Source organism: Pedobacter sp. MC2016-24 (genome assembly GCF_015223055.1).
Classification (GTDB): domain Bacteria; phylum Bacteroidota; class Bacteroidia; order Sphingobacteriales; family Sphingobacteriaceae; genus Pedobacter.
This window is the reverse complement of the sequence record NZ_JADFBX010000001.1, coordinates 436,621-456,397: the sequence shown is the minus strand read 5'-3', so window position 1 is coordinate 456,397 and position 19,777 is coordinate 436,621. Positions and strand designations below refer to the sequence as shown.

The 19,777-nt window shown below is 42.4% G+C and carries 12 protein-coding genes; 8 read left to right on the top strand and 4 right to left on the bottom strand.

Features of this window, described 5'->3' with window-relative positions; all coding sequences use genetic code 11:
- The first annotated feature begins 228 nt into the window (after positions 1 to 228).
- Positions 229 to 876 carry a hypothetical protein gene (locus IM797_RS02155; RefSeq protein ID WP_194125446.1) on the top strand — a complete coding sequence of 216 codons (648 nt, stop codon included), beginning with the start codon at positions 229 to 231 and terminating at the stop codon, positions 874 to 876.
- A gap of 22 nt (positions 877 to 898) precedes the next feature.
- Here IM797_RS02155 and IM797_RS02150 read toward each other — a convergent pair whose 3' ends face one another.
- The 4 genes from IM797_RS02150 to IM797_RS02135 form a co-directional block, all read right to left on the bottom strand.
- A complete protein-coding gene (locus tag IM797_RS02150) occupies positions 899 to 1,333 on the bottom strand; it encodes a DUF1810 domain-containing protein (protein ID WP_194125445.1) in 435 nt (144 codons plus the stop codon).
- Between the two features lie 359 nt (positions 1,334 to 1,692).
- Positions 1,693 to 2,658 (bottom strand): DUF1080 domain-containing protein, encoded by a 966-nt coding sequence (locus tag IM797_RS02145; protein WP_194125444.1) that lies wholly within the window; start codon positions 2,656 to 2,658, stop codon positions 1,693 to 1,695.
- A gap of 33 nt (positions 2,659 to 2,691) precedes the next feature.
- Positions 2,692 to 3,705: a Gfo/Idh/MocA family oxidoreductase gene (locus tag IM797_RS02140; RefSeq protein WP_194125443.1), complete on the bottom strand. Its 1,014-nt coding sequence runs from the start codon at positions 3,703 to 3,705 to the stop codon at positions 2,692 to 2,694.
- Between the two features lie 3 nt (positions 3,706 to 3,708).
- Positions 3,709 to 4,632, bottom strand: a complete 924-nt coding sequence (locus IM797_RS02135) for an SMP-30/gluconolactonase/LRE family protein (protein ID WP_194125442.1) — start codon at positions 4,630 to 4,632, stop codon at positions 3,709 to 3,711.
- A gap of 552 nt (positions 4,633 to 5,184) precedes the next feature.
- Between IM797_RS02135 and IM797_RS02130 the strand changes: the two genes are divergently transcribed.
- The 7 genes from IM797_RS02130 to IM797_RS02100 all read left to right on the top strand — a co-directional run bounded on the left by IM797_RS02130 (position 5,185) and on the right by IM797_RS02100 (position 19,776).
- On the top strand, positions 5,185 to 8,373 hold the full coding sequence (locus tag IM797_RS02130; RefSeq protein ID WP_194125441.1) for a SusC/RagA family TonB-linked outer membrane protein: 3,189 nt from the start codon (positions 5,185 to 5,187) through the stop codon (positions 8,371 to 8,373).
- 10 nt (positions 8,374 to 8,383) lie between these two features.
- Positions 8,384 to 9,835 carry a RagB/SusD family nutrient uptake outer membrane protein gene (locus IM797_RS02125; protein ID WP_194125440.1) on the top strand — a complete coding sequence of 484 codons (1,452 nt, stop codon included), beginning with the start codon at positions 8,384 to 8,386 and terminating at the stop codon, positions 9,833 to 9,835.
- Between the two features lie 16 nt (positions 9,836 to 9,851).
- Positions 9,852 to 10,994, top strand: coding sequence for an acyltransferase family protein (locus IM797_RS02120; RefSeq protein WP_194125439.1), 1,143 nt, complete (start codon positions 9,852 to 9,854; stop codon positions 10,992 to 10,994).
- Between the two features lie 45 nt (positions 10,995 to 11,039).
- Entirely contained in the window at positions 11,040 to 13,787 is a 2,748-nt protein-coding gene (locus IM797_RS02115) for a hypothetical protein (protein ID WP_194125438.1), read from the top strand.
- 591 nt (positions 13,788 to 14,378) lie between these two features.
- The gene (locus IM797_RS02110; protein WP_228098678.1) at positions 14,379 to 17,501 is read left to right on the top strand and encodes a TonB-dependent receptor; all 3,123 of its coding nucleotides are present in this window, start codon (positions 14,379 to 14,381) and stop codon (positions 17,499 to 17,501) included.
- Positions 17,502 to 17,513: 12 nt separating this feature from the next.
- Positions 17,514 to 19,352: a RagB/SusD family nutrient uptake outer membrane protein gene (locus tag IM797_RS02105; RefSeq protein ID WP_194125436.1), complete on the top strand. Its 1,839-nt coding sequence runs from the start codon at positions 17,514 to 17,516 to the stop codon at positions 19,350 to 19,352.
- Between the two features lie 22 nt (positions 19,353 to 19,374).
- Complete coding sequence (locus IM797_RS02100) at positions 19,375 to 19,776, top strand: DUF5018 domain-containing protein (protein WP_228098677.1); 402 nt, start codon at positions 19,375 to 19,377, stop codon at positions 19,774 to 19,776.
- The last annotated feature ends 1 nt before the right edge of the window (position 19,777 follow it).

Genomic DNA, 19,777 nt, shown 5'->3' with positions numbered 1-19,777 from the left:
CTTTTTTGCATTCAGGCTTTTGTAACACGATAATTTGGCGTTTGTTTTAGGAAATATTAATTCTTTTTGTTGAAACATTCTAATATTCAATGTGTTAATTTAGTCAAAAGACAGTTAAACTGACAGGGCTGTCTAAGAAACAGAAGTGCTATTTAATCCTCAGTTGTCAGTAATACAAATGATTTATGCATTAAAGTTTGACCATCAAATGTAATAACCGATAAAATTATGGAAACGAATCACAATGAAAATAATCCTGGAGCCGCACATGTGCCTGCTCAGGAAACAGGGTCTAAAATGGATGCGGTGGAAAAGATTGAGCTGAATTCCGAAGCTGAAGCCGTTCATTTTTTTCAGACAGTAAAAGAGCGGTTGCTCGATGTGAATCGCTGGTCGGAATTTGCCGTTGGGGCTTCCTCTGATTTTTATCTGACAGATCCTGAGGGCAATCAGGTTCATCGCAAAGCTACAGGTGGGGATCACATCAAAATTGACATTCCAGGCCCGGGAACAAAAACCGGCGGAGGATATGATTGGGTAACAATTGAGGAGATTAAGTCGCAGATATTGGATGATGCAGAGGTATTGAGCATGACGGCAAGACCATCTGCCAATCCACTAAGTGATGAAGAGGATACGGCACACTTTCTGACAGAAGAAGCAACTTCAACTTTTCAGGTAAAACGGATAGGCCGTGTTATTTATGCGGAAGAACATGGCAGAAATGAAGTTCCCAATACAGATTTGGATCATCCGCTTGACAATATTCGCAATACTTTTGTAGGCTGGGGTGCTAAAATTGGTTTGTCTTATCCGCAGTGGAAAGCCCTGGTTAAAGGTATGTTGAATCATGATAACCCATATACATCAAGTTGAGGTCGCTGTATGATTAAACTGCCTATTTAAAGTTTTGAAGTCCGAGTATCTGTAAGGTTTTGCTGTCTTTTAGTCCATTGAAATACCTATTTAACGCTTGCTGAAATACCGGATCTGCCCCCGGAACAGTAGCAAACAAAGTCATGCAAGAATGGAACTTTAGGTTATCCGGACTTCCAAAAATCTGATAGGCAGTGCGATTTTCCAGCTTTAAGGTTTCTGCGGTGATCAGCACCAATCTTGGGCCTAATACGCGGTGATTTAAATAGGTTCCTGCCTCATTTAGGTCCCCAATCGCGTAGAAGTTAGCGATATCTGAAAATCCGAGTCCCTTGATCTGAGGGAAAATGTACCACATCCAGTGCGTTCGCTTTCTACCATTCGTTATTTCGTTAAGCGCGGTGTGGAAATCCGTTTCCTGCGCTTTCAAAAAGCGCTCAAGTCCAGTTGTTGCCATATTTATTTGTCTAAGATCTTGACTATATATCATTAACCAAAACCAAATCGTTTGGTTTCAATAAAATATGCATAATATGCAACCGAAATCAACTTTGTTGGAACAATCACAAATTGTGTTGTGATCAATACTTGGGATGAAGCAGATCAATTCCGGTATTTGTTTTGCTTGAAAAGATACATACGGTATTTTAAGTAGTTTAGCGGAAATCCTGAAGAAGCAGCATTATGGGACATAGAACTTATTTAATAAAGACTTCAGAAGGTAGGTCTAATGAACTGTTTGATAATGAAAAAACCGGCCCGGAAAAACTCCTGAGCCGGTATATTCAACAATGGCTTTAAAGCATATGTTGGTTTTTATTTAGCCGGAATAATCACAATATTTCTGAATTCTATCGGACCATGATCTCCCTGGAAATAGATTGGTCCTGGTTCGGCTTCGTTGCCATCTAATGCGCCGCCTGTAATACCCGGAATTTCCTGGTTACAAATGATGGTTTTACCATTGGCTACTACTGTCACCATACGGCCAACTAATGTAATGTCGAAAGTTTGCCACTGTCCAGGGTCTCCTACAGCCATTTGGTTGGGTACAAGGAAACCGTAAATGCCGCCAAACAAGTGGCTATTGGGATGGTCGGTTTTAGGGTTGTCAATGATTTGTGTTTCGTAACGACCTCTGAGATAAACACCACTATTGCTACCTGGCTGGTATCGGAATTCTACATGGAGTTTAAAATCAGAAAATTTCTGTTCAGAAATCAGGTTACTTCCAGATTGCGGACTGCTGAGTACGCCATCTTTAACTATCCATTGGTTTTTTCCCATCGCTTTCCAGCCGCTTAAATCCTTACCATTAAATAATTTGATGGCTTTACCCCATACTGGGGCAGTAGTTCTTTTCAGATCGGGTGCTTTTACACCGCTAAAAGGGTAAGTCTGACCTGTGCTGGTGTGTATTGTACCGCTGATGCCGGTATTGTTCACAGTTCCCTCAAGGCTGAGGTCACGGCTTTCCCTTTCCCATTGTGGCGGAATAGAAAAGCTAAACTTTTCATCGTCAAAAGTGATTTTAGATATTGGTCTGGCGCTTCCGCCTGTACTTACAAAACGGCCAACGAGGGTGCTAAAACCCGATAGCTCCACTTCCAACCAGGATGGGTTGTCTGCTCCGTTTTGATTTACTTTGATGTTCCAGCGACCGATCAGGTTGCCACCTTTGATGGTCTCTGTCTTAATTGCAGATACTTGAGCTTTGGTAATCACCGGACCCATTAAGCCGATGCAGCACAATAGTTTTGCAAGAATAAATTTTCTGTTCATATTGATCATTGTTAAAGGAAATGAAGATTTTAATTATTTATCATTGTTCAGCGTTATGGGTTTTCCGCCCTGGCTTTTACTTGTTGATGCAGCTTCCATGAAGGCTAATATTTCCAATGTTTCTTTGCTGGAAACCGGGGGCTTTCCAGATTCGAAAAACTGAATGATTGCTTTAAGCAGGGGTGCATAACCCAGATACGGTCCTAATGGGATGATTTCTTGTTCACAAAAGCAAGTTCCCCCAAAATCAGTTTTACCTGCGCGAAGCCCACGGAATGTTCCCGTTCTGTTGTCATCCCATTGGCCAACAACAACATCAGTATCTAGGGTGCTGAAACAGGTCACTTGCCTGCATCCTGTTCCCATCACTGCAAAAAGTGTTTCCACTCCATGTATCCCGTACCAGAATAAATCGGGATGGGTTTTTTCAATAGTAGCTGGGCTATAGGTGTCTGCACCAGAAACTTTTCCATACCTGCCGCTATTGATGTTCTGAACTGCTGTCATAAATCTGAGCGAAGAAGCAGAGAATACTGGAATCTGATGTTTTTCGGCCGCTCTAAATATAGCGGCGGCATCAGCATACGAGGCGGCCATTGGTTTGTCAATGAACAGTGGTTTACCTGCCTGTATGACTTGTAATGCCTGCTGCAGGTGAAGCCGACCATCGTTGGTCTCCAGAAGTATCACATCTGTCATTTTTAAAAGCGTTGCAATAGAATCGACAATTTCTACCCCATACTTTTTAATTTCTTCAGTTTGAACCGGAATTCGCTTGATACAAAGTTCAATGTCTCTGCTACCGTAAGGGTAGGCGGCAACCACATGATATCCTGAGTATTCCGGTGCGGCCGCAGGGTCATTTAGTGCTTTCGTAAAAGCGATGCTGTGCGTTGTGTCCAGGCCAATGATCCCGATTCTTTTGCCTTTTGCTAGCGGAATGTCTTTTCCAAATATTGACAATGGCCCCATACTGAAGCCGATTCCTGCTCCCGCGAAGGTAGCCGTTTTAATGAAATTTCTTCGGTTATAAGTGTTTTGTGCCATATTTCATTTGTGCTTATTGAGGTTGTATTTGCTTTGGAAAAGGTTTGTCAGTTTTCCTTTTACACCAGGGGTCAGTACGAATATGCCGCCGCTATATGGATTCAGTTTTAATTCTGCTGCCGAGGTTTGCGTTCTTGCAGTTGTGATGTAAAGTTGATCCATTTGTTCACCGCCAAAGGTACAAGAGGTCACGTTTTTTGAAGGAACGGCTACTGTGGCTAAAAGTGCTCCATTTACAGGGTTCCATCGCGTTACACAATAACCTCCCCATAAGGCAATCCAGATCATTCCCTCTGCATCTATTGCCGAGCCGTCTGGAATACCCATCACTTCCGGAATGGATATGACATCACGCGGATTGGATATCCGACCTGTCCGGGGCTCAAAAGCGTAAGCAACTACTTTGCTTGTGTCACTGTCAATGTAATACATGTCCTGCTGATCCGGCGACCAGGCAATACCATTTGACGTCGTGATACCAGTTAACATGGTTTGTATTTGGTGTTCATGATCTACACAGTACAATGCTGCGGATTGCTTATGGCCCATTGTTCCCAACCACAATCTGCCCATGGCATCACATTTTCCATCATTGAAACGGTTGGTTGTCGTTTGATTTTCAGGGTTGTGAGCCAATGCTTGAAGTCTCCCGGTACTTGTTTCATAATTATATAAACCATCGTGGAAAGCAAGGATCAGGTGATCCTGGTCGGCTATAGCAACCATGCTTACTTTCTGCTTAAATGCTGCGGTACTCATACATTCTAATGCCGGATCATAAGTGTGCAACAAACCTTCGTCAATGTCTACCCAAAGCAGCTTCTTGGTAATATGGTTCCATATGACACCTTCTCCTAGTGTAGAACGGGTGTCAATTAGCAGTTCGGCTCGTAGTTTCACAAAGGGAATATGCGGGTTATTAGACATAGTTAAATCTATATATGATACTAATGTATACTTTTTTAAGATTATTTTGTTTACATAATTTTACTTTTGTTGTATATTTTTAAATCTTTTATTTTAAAATGATCGTATTGCTGATGGCATTTTTTTATTATTTTAAAAGCGTTGTGTGTTGATTTTTAGTAAAATACTTTGTTTTGGTTGATTGTTTTCTCAGCTTATCTTTTTATTTACTTAAAAAATCAATTAAATTATTTTGTTTACAAAAAAAGTATATATTTGTATACATATAAACTTAACCAAACGAAAAAAAGTATCTGGATTGCCAATATAAAAATAAGGATTAGCATTGTACACTTATGGTGGGGATCTAATCTGTTTTTTTTTGATACAACCAGTGCCTGGGATTTAATCAATGAAATTGTAAAAATGGAGGGATATGCTGGATAATTAACAAACTATTATTGAAGCTCAGCCAGCAAACAATCAATTGTGAAAAAACGATTAGGTTGTCCGGCCCGTGAGTTGAATCGTCAGTTTAAATAATTTAATTTTTAATCTTCTAATTAAAAATATATGGGTTTTAAAATTCATATTGAAAAAGGGACAGCTTTTTCGTTCCGCCCAATCACTTTCAAGCCTGGAATTTTCAGATCTGTTCAGATCGCTGCGCTTTGCTTTTTTGTGGTCAATTTATTTAACGCTCAGTCATCCGCCGCAGGATACAACAGGCATATACTCAAGGATTCTTCTATTTTATATACGGATATGCGCGGTGCACCGAGCGATGGGAGATTTGTTAAAAAACAGCTTTTGAATATTAGTGGTACAGTCACAGATATCAGTGGAGCTCCTTTACCAGGGGTTGCTGTTCGTGTGTCTGGGACAGCACTGGTAACTTCAACAGATGCTAGAGGTCACTACCAATTGAATGGTGTATCTGAAGGCGCTATGTTGACCTTTAAAATGATAGGTTATCTTGCAGAGCAGGTGCCGGCCAATAAAAGCCAGATTAATGTGATTTTAAAACAGGAGGTGAAAACACTCGATGAGGTGGTTATTTCTGATGGGTATCGTACCACAACTTTGGCTGCGAATACAAGTGCGATTGGTACGGTTAAAGGAGGGGTGATGGAAAATAAGCCTTACGCTACTTTTGTACAGGCTTTACAAGGACAGATTGCTGGATTTACAGCGCCCTTAACCAGCGGACAGCCAGGGGCAAACGTGGATATCCGGATTCGCGGACTTGGTTCGCTTTCTTTGTCGTCAAACCCGCTGATTGTCATCGATGGTATGATTGTCAATTCGGGCCAGTTGGGATATAATTCAACAACTTCCTATGCATTGGCTGGAGTCAATCAGAACGATATAGAAAGTGTTGATGTGCTTAAAGATGCAGCAGCTACCGCATTGTACGGTTCAAGAGGTGGGAGTGGCGTGATTTTGATTACAACAAAAAGAGGGAAAAGTGGTAAAACCCAAATCCGTGTAGATGCGGAAATAGGCGCTTCTAAACCAATGGATAACCCTGATGCTGGCAAGGCTTTAAATGCGACACAGTATGCTGAACTTTTTAGAGAAGCGCTGACAAATGGAGGGTCAACGCCGGTACAGGTAGAGACTGCTGCCGAAAGTTATGGGCTGAATAGTGGGAAAAGTAACAATTGGTACGATCTGGTTACGCGTACCGGAAAACAGCAGCAGCTCAATGTAAGTTTGAACGGTGGTACCGAGCAAACAAAAATGTTTGCTTCAGCAGGGTATTTTCGCCAGGATGCGACAACAATTGGGTCTGATCTAAAGAAAATTACGGGCCTATTCAATATCGATCACCAAATCAGCAAGCGATTCCAGCTTTCGACAGGGATCAATTTCTCTAATGTGGGTCAGAATACACCTTATGGTACGCAGTTTTCTGGCAGTCCCACCTGGGCGTCGCGGAGTTTGCGTCCCTTTCAGCTGGCTTACAACGACGATGGTACGGTGAATACAAGCATTGTAGGGAACACCAATTTCCCGGGAATTTATAACCCAATTTATATTGCAGATCATGATCAGAAGTTTTTATCCGAAACGCGTATTCTAGGCAACACCAGGCTGAAATGGAACATCTGGGATAAATTGACCTATACCAGTTATTTTAGCATTGATTACAATACGCTGGAGGAAACGGTATTTTTAAATGCGGTGATGGGCGACGGTGCCGGATTGAAAGGGCGTAGCAAAAATTACTATACCCGCTACTTCAACTGGCTTACCCGTAACCAGTTTGATTACCGGTATGACATTAAAGGAGTCGATAATTTTTACCTCACCGCCGCTATCGGTTATGAGGCGCAGCGATCAAAAGAATATTTACTGGCTGCCGATGGTTATGGATTCCCTTCTGCGCATGAAGAGCTAACTGCTTTAAGTAATGCAGCAACGCCGAATGGTGCATACGGACAGTACAGTAATTACGATTTCACTTCCTTGTATGCTATCGCCGGTTTAAACTATAAAAATAGATATGCGCTGAGTGGGTCACTAAGGCGGGATAATTCTTCCCGGTTTCCCACAAAAAATCAGGGTGCCAACTTTTATTCGATAGGCGGTACCTGGAATATACACGAGGAAGATTTTTTTAAGCAACAGCACATATTATCGTCGCTTAAGCTCAGGTCATCCTACGGAACAACGGGCAATGCAAATTTGGGTAATTACATGTGGGTACCGCAGGTGAGCTATAGCAGTACCTATAGTTATGCAGGATATATTGGTCAGCAATATTCATCCAGCGGTAACATCGACTTGCGCTGGGAGACTTCAAAAAAGTTTGACATTGGTCTGGATATAGGTTTTGCCAGGGATCGTTTTATGCTTACTGTGGATTACTATTACAATAACATTGATGGCCTGATCCGCGCAATTCCAACTTCATTGACTACAGGCTTTACAGTAGTGAACCAAAATGTAGGTGCCATGGTGAATAAAGGCTGGGAGTTTACGCTTAAGGGTGATTTGTTGCGGATCAACGATTTTAAATGGTATAGCAATTTAAATGCGGCCTTCAACAAAAATGAAATTACCCGTTTGCCGGCCAATACACCAGTGCAAAATGGACAGTTTTATTTGAAAGAGGGCTACAGTTTCAATACCTATTACATGAAAGAATTTGCGGGTGTTGATCCTCAAAATGGGGATGCTTTATATTATACCGATGAAAGTCATAATGCGAAAACCAATAAAATTGCAGATGCAAAACTAAATATTTTAGATAAACAATCGCTTCCTAAAGTTACCGGAGGTTTCAATAATACTTTTTCTTACAAAGGAATAAGTTTAGGGATAGATTTCAATTACAACCTGGGCTATTGGGTCTATGGCGCTTCAGATATTTACTTTACATCACCAACGCAGTATCTGTATAACAAGTATCAATACATTTATGACCATCGCTGGACGACAGTGGGGCAGGAGACCGATGTGCCTAAGTTTTCTGCCAATTCCGCTAACGATCCTTCTACAAGTACTTACCGTTTATACCGCGGCGATCACATCCGTTTAAAAAATGTAAGCTTGGGTTATGATCTTAAAAATGTCCATTTGTTTAAACAGTTGGGCCTGAGTAAGGTTCATGTTTATGGCAGGGCTACAAATTTAGCTACAATTACTTTTGATAAACGTTTGCCGTTTGATCCTGAGGTTAACTATTCCGGGTTTGATAACCAGGATATGTTACAGTACAGAACCTTCACTTTTGGTATTAATGTCGGACTTTAATTATAATCCAATGAAAAATAGACCTACTTATATAGCTGTCCTGCTGATGATGTTCCTGTTGGTTTCCTCCTGCAGCAAAGACTTTTTAAAAGAAGAGCCTTCAACTTCAGTTTCTGTAGATAAAGCCATACTGACGGATGGAGACATGATGGAAGCCCTTGCGGGTACTTATAGGATTTTGCAAAGCTATTACCTGTTTGGACGAAATGCAATCGTGATGGGCGATTTGCTTGCAGATAATGTTTATCTGAGCAGTTCTAACTCAGGAAGATTGCTTACCCTGAATAACTATACTTTTGTTGAAGGCAGTACCGAACCCCGATACATTTGGGCACAGAGCTATTACGGTATTTTGCAGGCAAACAGGATTATTGGTTCTGATTTAAAAGGAAGTGTGAACTCAAATCAATTGAGGGCAGAAGCCTATACTTTAAGGGCCTTACTTTACCTGAATCTGGTCAATTGGTATGGCAAACCATACACCGTAAATCCGGCCGCTGATGGCGTGCCTTTGGTTACGGTATCGACCGATAAGGGTGGGGTATTAATTACTCCTCCCAGAAATACGGTTTCGGAAGTATATGTACAAATCCATGATGATTTGGATAAGGCCTATGAAATGATGCCGGAAACCACCCCCGCGATTCATGTTGCCAATACCAATTTCATCTCCAAATACGCCATCAAAGCCCTTCAGGCAAGGGCTTATTTATATCAGGGTAATTATGAAAAATCACGTGATGCAGCATTGCTTGTGGTTAAGAACGGTGGCTATTCCCTGGCTTCAACAGCAACTGCATTTAGCAATTATTGGGCTTCTAATTTACCCAGGACGGATAAAATGGAAACCATTTTTGAGATCAGCAATACCGCTGTAGCTAACAATGGGGTTGAAGGAATGGATTGGCTTTATGCCAGAGGTGGTTTGGGAGATTTACTGGTGACCGACGATACCTACGCGATGTATACCGCAACAGACAGGAGGAGGGATTTGATCCTAAATGGGGTTAGAGGTACCGGCGCCGGGGCATACCAGGCTTATTTTGTCAACAAATACCAGAATGTTGCCAATACAGATAGAGACGAGGTTAAAATACTGCGTTATGCAGAAGTATTGCTGACTTTGGCCGAATCGTATGCGCAATTGAAGGATGAAACAAATGCCAGAATCTACCTGAATATGGTAGCTCAAAACAGAGATCCGCTATTGGCGGCCTACACCTATACAGGGCAGCCGCTGATCAATGCGATCATTTTAGAAAGACGTAAAGAGCTGGCTTTTGAGGGATTGAGATTTTTTGACCTGAATAGAACCAATGTTGATTTTACCAGGCAAAATATGGGCGCTAAGGCTTACTCTTTTTATACTGATGTGAAAACTACAGATTTCAGAAGACTGCAGCCTATTCCTGAAGTAGAGCGGACTGCCAATCCCACGATTGCTAAAAATTCAGGGTATTAAATTTCGACTGGCCATCATGAAAAAAATAGAACTCCGGTCAGGAGAAAGCAGGTTTGTCGCGCTCGATGTCTTTCGCGGGATGACGATCTGTTTTATGATTATTGTCATCAGTCCCGGCTCAGGCGCTTTGCCTTATTGGCCGCTTGATCACGCGGTGTGGAATGGTTTTACGCCGACAGACCTTGTTTTTCCGTCTTTTTTGTTTGCTGTGGGCAATGCCTTGAGTTTTTCGGAAAAAAAGTTTGGCCGCATGACCGATAGTGAGGTCGTGCTGACTATTTTTAAAAGGTCATTTTTAATTTTTCTTTTGGGTTATCTATTGTGTTGGTTCCCATTTTTTAAACTGGCTGCAAACCATGAGGTGCTGCCCATTCCCCTGGCTGAAACCCGTTTTTTTGGCGTATTGCAACGCATCGCCATTTGTTATTTGCTGACAGGATTAGCAGTGCGCTACATCAGCAGAAAGTATTTACCTTATATCGGTGTTGGACTACTGGTTTTGTATTGGGGGGTACTCGTTGTATTTGGTACCACCGATCCTTTTTCAGTTGAAGGTAATGCGGGTACTAAGCTGGATATCTTTTTGTTTGGTAAATCGCACCTGTATTTTGATCACGGTGTATTTGATCCTGAAGGTTTGCTAAGTACCTTTCCTGCCGTGGTAAATACACTGGCCGGGTATCTTGCAGGAAAATATCTTCAGGAAAAAGGAAACTCAATGATGGATTTACGTCCTTTGTTTATTACTGGAGGTATCGGCATTGCAGTGGCGCTCTGCTGGAACCTGCTGTTTCCTATTAATAAAAAGATATGGTCAAGTTCTTTTGCATTGCTGACCATCGGTCTGGATTTGATCCTACTCTCATTATTGGTGTTGGTCACACAGAAAAACAAAGGTGGCAAGAAAGGCTGGACAAGTTTTTTTATCGTTTTTGGTAAAAACCCACTTTTTATCTATATGCTGGCAGAAATGCTATTGGTTGTTTTGCGACGAATACCTGCAGGCAATAGCAATTTATATGAAAAGATAAATGAGGTGGTTTTCCAGGCTGTTTTGCCCGGGCCGGCTGGTTCCCTGTTTTTTGCGCTGGTCAATATGCTTTTTTGCTGGCTTGTGGCGATGGTTTTAGACCGGCATAAAATTTATATTAAAGTTTAATTGGTTGAGCATTGTATTGCCCTTGATTTGTAAATGATGATAAAATTGAAAAAAAGTATTGTGTATTTATTGTTTTTCAGCTTAAGTTCTTTGGCTGGATATGCTCAGGTGCATCCTTATGTTGTCGGCGACCGGTATTCGAGAAAATTCGACATGGATGAAGCTCAGCTCAATGCTAAGACTGTTGAAAAAATTGCCGGTCCTGCCAATCAAAATTGGTTGTGCTTAAAAAAAAATGTGCCTTCCATGGTTGATGCAGCGCCTTCAGTCCCAGACCTTGTCTTTTGTGTCAAGGTACCTCTGGCAGGTACTTATCAATTGTCAACTTATGCCGTTCCTTCAGCCAATGGTGCAACTTTGAAAAAGGATGATGGTGGTAATGTTATGGCATCTTATATCAAAATTCAGATCGGCAACCAACGTGTGACCAGGCGTATTGTATATGACATCCATCAGGCCGCCAACCAGGTTTCGGGTAAATTTGAATTCTCAGGTAAGGATGAGGAAATTAAAATGTGGCTACCTCAAGGAATTCAGTTGGGGAGTGTCGAATTGAAAAATTACAACGATCCTGAAATACCTCTCGAAGCCCGTAATTATGTTCCAAAAGTTGTTCCGCCAGGTACACATCCCAGGTTGTGGGTAACCCAGCAATCCTTGCCGGCACTTCAAGCCAGGGTAAGGGAGGGCGAAAATCAGGCGGTCTGGTTGCAGGTTAGTGCTTTAGCGAAAACACCTTATCATTTTGATTTTAATCCCGATCGTGAAATTTTCTATCAGGAAGAATTGGAGAAGGTATTGCAGGTGAAGGCCTTTTATTATTTAATGAGTAGCGATAAAAAGATTGGTAAAGAAGCAGCACGACTGGCGGTGAATTACCTGTCCGTGCTGGAATTTGGAAATGTAAAATACGGTGACATTACCCGCGAAATTGGCCGGTCCATTTATACCGCTTCATTGGTGTACGACTGGTGTTATGATTTGCTGACAGAAAAGGATAAGCAATTGCTGTACGACAAGATGCTGGGCTTGGCCCGGGAAATGGAAATCGGATGGCCGCCTTTTATGGACAGCATCATTAACGGTCACGGGAATGAAGCGCAGATCAGCCGCGACCTTCTGTCCATGAGTATTGCGCTGTATGAAAAAAATCCGGATCTCTATAAATATACCGCTTATACTGTACTGGAAAATCTGGTGCCGATGCGGAAATTTGAGTATGAATCACCGCGTCATAACCAGGGCGTAGATTATGGTGCGTACCGTTTTGGCTGGGAAATGCATGCTGCATGGTTGTTTTACAGGATGACAGGGTCGCCTGTTTTTGATGATAACATCAAGAAATTAGCTCATTACTGGCTTTATATGCGTTTGCCGGATGGTTATATGCTTCGCGACGGTGACATGTTTAGTGTGAAGTTTGGCGGAAAGAGGCCGCTGTACTGGAAGCAACCGCAAACGATGCTGTTGAGCTATGCTTATGCCAATGATCCATTAATTAAAGGTGAATTTGAGCGTGAAGGTGGCTTGCCGGATAACCCGGTGCTGTTTCTCCTGGTCAACGATCCAAAGCTGAAGGCAAGCCATGATCTCGGCGTGTTGCCGCTTACTAAAGATTTCGGAAAGATATTGGGTTCAATGGTTGCCCGTACGGGATGGGGTAACAGCGAAGAAAGTAAAGATGTGGTTGCGGAAATAAAAGGTGGTGGGTATCATTTTGGCAACCACCAGCAATCTGATGCAGGGGCACTCCAGATTTATCATCATGGTATACAAGTAGGTGATATTGGTTTGTATTTATCTTATGGATCTCCGTATGATTATAATTTCAGCAAGAGGTCTGTAGCGCACAGTATGATGCTCGCTAAAGATCCAGATGAGTCTTTGTTGTTCCGCGCCAAGGTGCTTGATGGGGGTACACGCTTTAACCAGCGTTTTCCTTTATCGCCGCAGGAAGTGGTGTCGGATCCCTGGTTTGACAATGGAAAAGTATTGTCGGCTGATTTTGGACCTGATCCGGTGAAACCCTCTTATAGTTATTTTAAAGTTGATTTGACGGGTGCTTATACCAGTAAAATGAGCAGTTATACCCGTGGTTTTTGTTTTTTAAATCTCGATAGAAAAGATGTGCCGGCAGTAATCGTCCTGACCGACGATATGGTGACAGCAAAACCTGAGTTTCAAAAGTTCTGGCAAATCAATACTTTGAACAAACCAGAACTTTTTGCCGATGAGATGGTGCTGAAGAATGAATTGAAGGGACTGGTCGGAAAAACCCATGTCAGGATGTTGGTACCTGCAGCTACCGATCGTAAAACAGAGATTTTAAGCGGAAAAGATGCCAATAGCACATTTGGTCAGCGCTACGATATCGTATCCGAAAAAGCAGAAGCAAATGGGCACCGCATCCTGATCTCACCTAAAAAAGCCGGCTTGCATGATAAGTTTCTGACGGTATTTCAAATGGCAGAAGGAGACGAAAAGCCACTGCCGATTGATTTTAAAGAGAAAGATGGATGTTATCAACTTGCGATAGCCGACAAAGTGCTGGTGATGGACTCAGGTTCTGATTTACTGTGTAAGGCATTTATGGTAGATGTTCCTGCTCCGGGACTTTCTGAAGTCATTTTGACGGGTTTAAAACCTGGATATTGGCGTGTTAGCCGCGCTGACGGTAAAGTTCAGTTTAATTTTGACCTGAGTCCGGGTAAAAATACGATTTCATTTAAAATCGGTTCTGGTCAGTATGTTGTCAGTCCAGGTAGAGCCTATGGTGTCGATGATTTGAAGTAGTTTATGTATACTTTTTTAAGTATTATTTGTTTTCATAATTTCTGTAAGTATAGAATAGCAATGTGCTATTAGCTACGGGATGTTTTTAAGTTGCTTTGTTAGTTAGTTTTTGGATGCCGTGGTCTATTTGATCCGGCATTTTTTTTTAATTCCCACGGCAGAATAAAAAAATCCAAATAAACTCATTTTTCATTTTGTTGTATACAAAAAAATAATATATTTGTATACATTAATACTCAACTCGCTATTAATCAAACAAAACCGAAGAAACCAAGCTAATCACTAAAACTAAAACTGAAAATCAACCAGATCAACCTTACCTAAATTATTGAATGGCATGGACAGGTCATTTTTGATGCATTCCTTTTGGGTTGCAGCATAGCTACTGCTTTGTCAAAACCTAAGGTATGCTGGTTGATTTGAAGTGTAAACCGAAAGAAAGGAGGCGAAACATGAACCTGCAATAACTACTCAATATCCTGATCTATCCTAGTAATTATAAATAAAAAGAGTGTTTACTATGCAAATCTTACATAGGTAATGAAAACAAATTTTTTTTGGCCAAAGGGCTTTAGTAAATGTTGGAGAATAATGAAATTAACCGTTGTCATTTCTGTAGCGGGTATCTGGCAGGTAGAGGCCAGATTGAATCATGAACATATATCGGTTTGGCAAGATCCTGTTTTGCAGGAGGGAAAGGTTGTTGATGCCGAGGGGATGCCCTTGCCTGGAGTAGAAGTGCGGCTTGTTGGTACAGCTGTGGTAACCATTACAAACGGCAACGGGCAGTACGCGATCAAAGCGAAGCGTGGAGATAAACTTAAGTTTCATTTGTTGGGTTATGTGGATGTTGAAAAAATAGCAGATCTTAAATTCGGTACAGTGGCTTTGACTTCTACTTCCCAGAATTTAAATGAGCTGGTTGTAGTGGGCTATGGAACGCAAAAGAAAGTGAACTTATTGGGGGCTGTGGCTGCCATTAAAGTGGATGAGCAGTTGACCAGCAGGGCTTTACCTAATGTTTCGTCTGCATTGCAGGGGATGTTGCCGGGACTGGCGGTAAATCAGACCTCCGGGATGGCTGGAAACAATAGCGCTACACTTTTAATTCGTGGCCTTGGGACAGTAAATGATGCCAATCCACTGATTGTGGTAGATGGTATGCCTGATGTGAACATCAACCGTATTAATATGAATGATGTGGAAAGCGTTTCTGTGTTAAAAGATGCGGCTTCGGCTGCTGTATACGGTTCTCGTGGTGCAAATGGCGTAATTCTCATTACCACAAAGTCGGGTAAAGGAGCGCAGGGCACAAAAATCAGTGGTTCTATCAGCTCTACTATCCAAAAGCCTACGAATGCATTTGAGTTTTTGCCAAATTACGCGAAAGCATTAACCGTTACACAGCGTGCACAGGCCGTGGGATCTGTGCCAGCCTCTATCAATTTTAAAAATGGGACAATTGACGAGTGGTTTGCCAAAAGCATGATTGATCCATTGCGTTACCCAAATGCAGATTGGTGGGATTTGATCACCAGGAACGGTCAGCTGAATAATTACAATGTGTCGGCTACGGGTGGCAGTGACAAATCGAACTTTTATCTTTCCGTAGGTGTAATGGATGAAAAGGGGATTCAGATAGAAAATGATTTTAAACGATACAACGCGCTTTTTAGCTACGATGCGAAAATTAAAAAGAACATCAGTGCGGGGGTGCGATTTTCTGGAAACTGGTCAAACTACAGGTACAATTACGAGGAGGGCTTTACCGCCAATGGCACAAGCGGGCTGGACATTTTTACAGCACCTGCCGGTATCACGCCTTATGATCCTGTTACCGGATATTACGGTGGTGCGATGGCTTATGGCGAGAGTCCCCTGGCTACTAATCCGTACGTAGATTATATCAACAGGAATAAAAACAATGTGGAACGGCAGGAGGCCATGGGAAATGTGTACATCGAATACAATCCGATTGCAGGGCTTAAGGGCCGTATTGATTACAACCTAAATTATGGCAGTCAGTTTACCTGGCGTGCAGACATCCCTTCCAAAGCCTATAATTTTCAATTGGGTGATTTTGGCTCACGTACTTATGTAGGTGATAACGAAAGGATTTATAACGCCGATAGAAATAATTATAAAACCCAACTTACAGCAAAGATCAGCTACGATAAGACCATTGCGAAGAACCATGAATTGAATGTGATGGCTGCTTATAGTGAAGAGTTTTGGAAGATCAGGACCTTAAGTGCCAACCGGGAAAATAGATTTCATCCCTTGTTGCACGAATTGGATGCTGCCTTAGGTAGTGTGAACATCACCAATAACGGTTCATCGAGCACCGAGGGTATGCGCTCCTATATCGGGCGTTTAAACTATTCGGCCTTTGGGAAATATTTATTTGAAGCCAACTTCCGGGTGGATGGATCCTCTCGTTTCCTTGAAGGGAACCAGTATGGTGTGTTCCCTTCTGCAGCAATAGGCTGGCGTTTTACAGAAGAGTCTTTCATTAAGCCCATCACCGAGAAAATTGGGCTGACAAATGGTAAATTCAGAGCCTCTTATGGTTCTTTGGGTAACAATAACGGAGTGGGATTATATGAGCAACAGGAAGTATTGACAAATACCAATTATGTTGCCAGTTCTGTAAATGGATCTGTAGTCAACCAGCTCGCTGTTCCTGGCTTTCAGAATAGGAAATTGATCAATCAGGATCTGACCTGGGAAAAAACCACAATGCTAAACCTCGGGCTGGATATGGCGTTTTTTGCAAATAGATTAACTACGGAATTTGATTATTACAACAGGTTGACAACAGGGATGATCCGTCCGGGAGATTTGTCAATCCTGCTGGCTGCCGCACTTAGTCCCGCGCCAAGAAAAAATCTTGGTAACCTGAGGAACCGTGGAGTAGAAGCCAACCTCACCTGGAAGGAAAACCGGGGTGATTTCGGTTATATGCTAAATATCAATGCAAGTTACAATGCTACTGTACTGGAGAAATGGCCTGAGTTTCTGGCTAGAAGTGCTGTTTTTATAGACATGCCATATTATTTTGTATATGCGTACCAGTCGTCGGGTATTGCGCAGACCTGGGAAGATGTATACAATGCGCCTGTACAAGGTGCTTCTCCTGGCGATATTTTATTAAAGGATGTAAACGGAGATGGAAGGATTGATCACAATGATCAGGTGGCCTATCCAAATTTTCAAACACAACGGCCAACTACAAATTTTGCTTTCCGGGGTAATGTGTCCTGGAAGGGTTTTGATCTGGGGCTGATGTTGCAGGGCGCAACAGGACGCAAGGATTATTACAACAACAATATGACTAATACCAGGATTACACAAGCCACCAATGTCGCAGTAAACTGGAATCAGTACCTGAATACCTGGACTGTAGATAATCGTAACGCTCAATTGCCGCGTTTAACCAGTGGTACTGCTGCAGCGCCGTTTACAACTAATGCAAGTACATTTTGGTTGGATGACGTGACTTACCTGAGGTTGAAAAATTTACAGCTTGGCTATACATTTAATAAGCCTTACATGAAAAAAATTGGTTTGGGCAGTGTGCGCATTTACGGCTCGGCTGATAACCTGGCTACCATCACCAATTACCGTGGTTTAGATCCTGAAAAGGTGAGTTATAGCAATGACGTGTACCCGCTTAGTAAAATGTTTGTACTGGGCTTGAATGTTGAATTATAAAAGAAGATCATCATGAAACAAAATTATTTTATACGGCTGTCTGTTGTGGTGCTCATGTTCGGGTCGTTTTTACTGAGTTCATGTAGGAAGGATTTGTTGGACCAGAAGTCCACTGTGGGTTTGCCTTCTGCGATTTATTGGCAGACTGAAGCCGATGCAACTTCGGCTCTAATGGGTGTTTATAATGCTTTTCGTTCCAGCTTTGACCGAGATTATCATTTCGAAGGACACGCGGAATTTGTAAAAGTGTACAATACAGGAGCTGTAAGCCCTGTCCCTCTTGGCGTAAATAATCCAAGTAATTATGGCGGCTCGGCATTGGAGACTTACAAAAGTCTGTACGGTGTGATTACCCATGCCAATTACGTGATTGAAAATATAAACCGGCGTATGTTGCCTGCAAAAACTGAAGCGGCTACCCGCAATTTGGAAAGTATCGCCGGTGAGGCCCGTTTACTCCGCGGAATTACCTATTTACGCCTGATTTCTTTATGGGGAGATGTGCCATATGTAGGGAAAATCATTTACAATCCGATAGAGGTAGATACTTTATCAAGGATGCCAATCAGACAAGTAAAGGATTCAATTTTAGCCGATTTTACTTATGCATTTGAAAAGTTGCCCTTGAAAAATCCGGTGATTAGCCGTCCTTCAAAGCCTGCTGCTTTAGCTTTCAGAGGAAAAATGCAGTTGTTCTGGGCAAGCTGGAATAAGTTTGGCTGGCCGGAATTGGATAAGTTTAAACCCAGTGCTACTGAGGCGGAAACAGCCTACAGAGCGGCTGCGGCAGATTTTAAAGGTGTCATTCAGGATTACGGCCTAACGTTATTTAGGGGAGGTGACCCCGGGCAATGGGGAACCATGGGAGCTGCGGATGTATTGCCAAATTACTATTATATGTTTATTCCCAATCCCGGGAATTTAAATGCGGGTGGAGAGATGTTGATGGTATTGCCGCATGGCTCAGGTTTGACTCCGACACAGGGAGATGAATACCAACGCGTTTTTACGGGGCCGCTGAATGGCTTGGGGCAAAATCAGGTGATACCGCGTTATGAACTGGCCAACCGTTATCAGTCTACCATTACGGGCGACTTCCTGCCTCCCCTTGTACAGATCCAGCCTAATGTGGCGGCTGCGCGGACGGCGCCTAACTCTGCCATTAATCCAGATAGCTATAAAGACAGGGATTACAGGATGAAGGCGACCATGCTTTGGGATTATGAAAAGATCATGGGGCAGGGAGAGGTTGACCAGACTTCCTATGTGAATTTCCTTTATAAGACTTACACAGGTAATTCGGTAATCAACGGTGTTTCCTACCCTAATTTTGCAGACAATGGAACCAATTTTTCCGGGTATCAATTTAGAAAGTTCGTTCGGAATTATGGCGGCTTAGCCAGAAGTAATGGCGATTTTAACTGGCCTGTAATGCGGCTGGCAGATGTGTTTTTAATGTATGCCGAAGCAACAAATGCCGTGGATGGTCCTCAGGCTGATGCCATTGCCCTGGTAAACCGGGTGCGGCGCCGGGGAAATCTCCCACCATTGGCTTCATCCAAAACATCTGGTCCCGCTGCGTTTTTTAGCGCCATTGAACAGGAAAGGATTGTGGAGTTGGTCGGTGAAGGTCAGCGTGCATTTGATTTGCGTAGATGGCGGGCGATCGAAAGGGTTTTTGGGCCGGCATACGGCGATGGCAAGTGGTTTATGGATACTCACGGAAACAATTGGGAACGTTTTTTTCAAAATGCATCCGAGTTGATTTATCAGCGCTGCTACATCTACCAGATCCCGGAAAGTGAGCGTACGCGGAACCCAAATCTGAGTCAAAATATACCATGGAGATAACCTTTAATTTAAATTGATTGAAATGAAAAAGTCACTATACTTTAGCCTGATCTTTTTGGCGATGTTCACCGCTTGTAAAAAAGGATTCCCTGTTGATGATGATGGGTTGCTGATCACTACGCGATCCGATTGCTATGTGAGTAGTTTTGAGATCCTGGGAGCAGACTATCAGACCGTAAGAAGTAAAGCGGCTGTTGTAGATACCACGGCACAAACAGTAAACGTTGAAGTGCTCTTTGGCACCGATTTGAAAAATCTTTATCCACAGTTTACTTTGGTTACTGACGCCAAATTGGATCCTAAAATTCCAGGAAAGGTTGATTTTTCGGACCTGAGCAATCCAAAACAATGGACAGTGGTTTCGGGTAACCGGAAGGTTAAGAAAACCTATACAGTTTATTTAACGGTTCAAAAAATAAATTAAA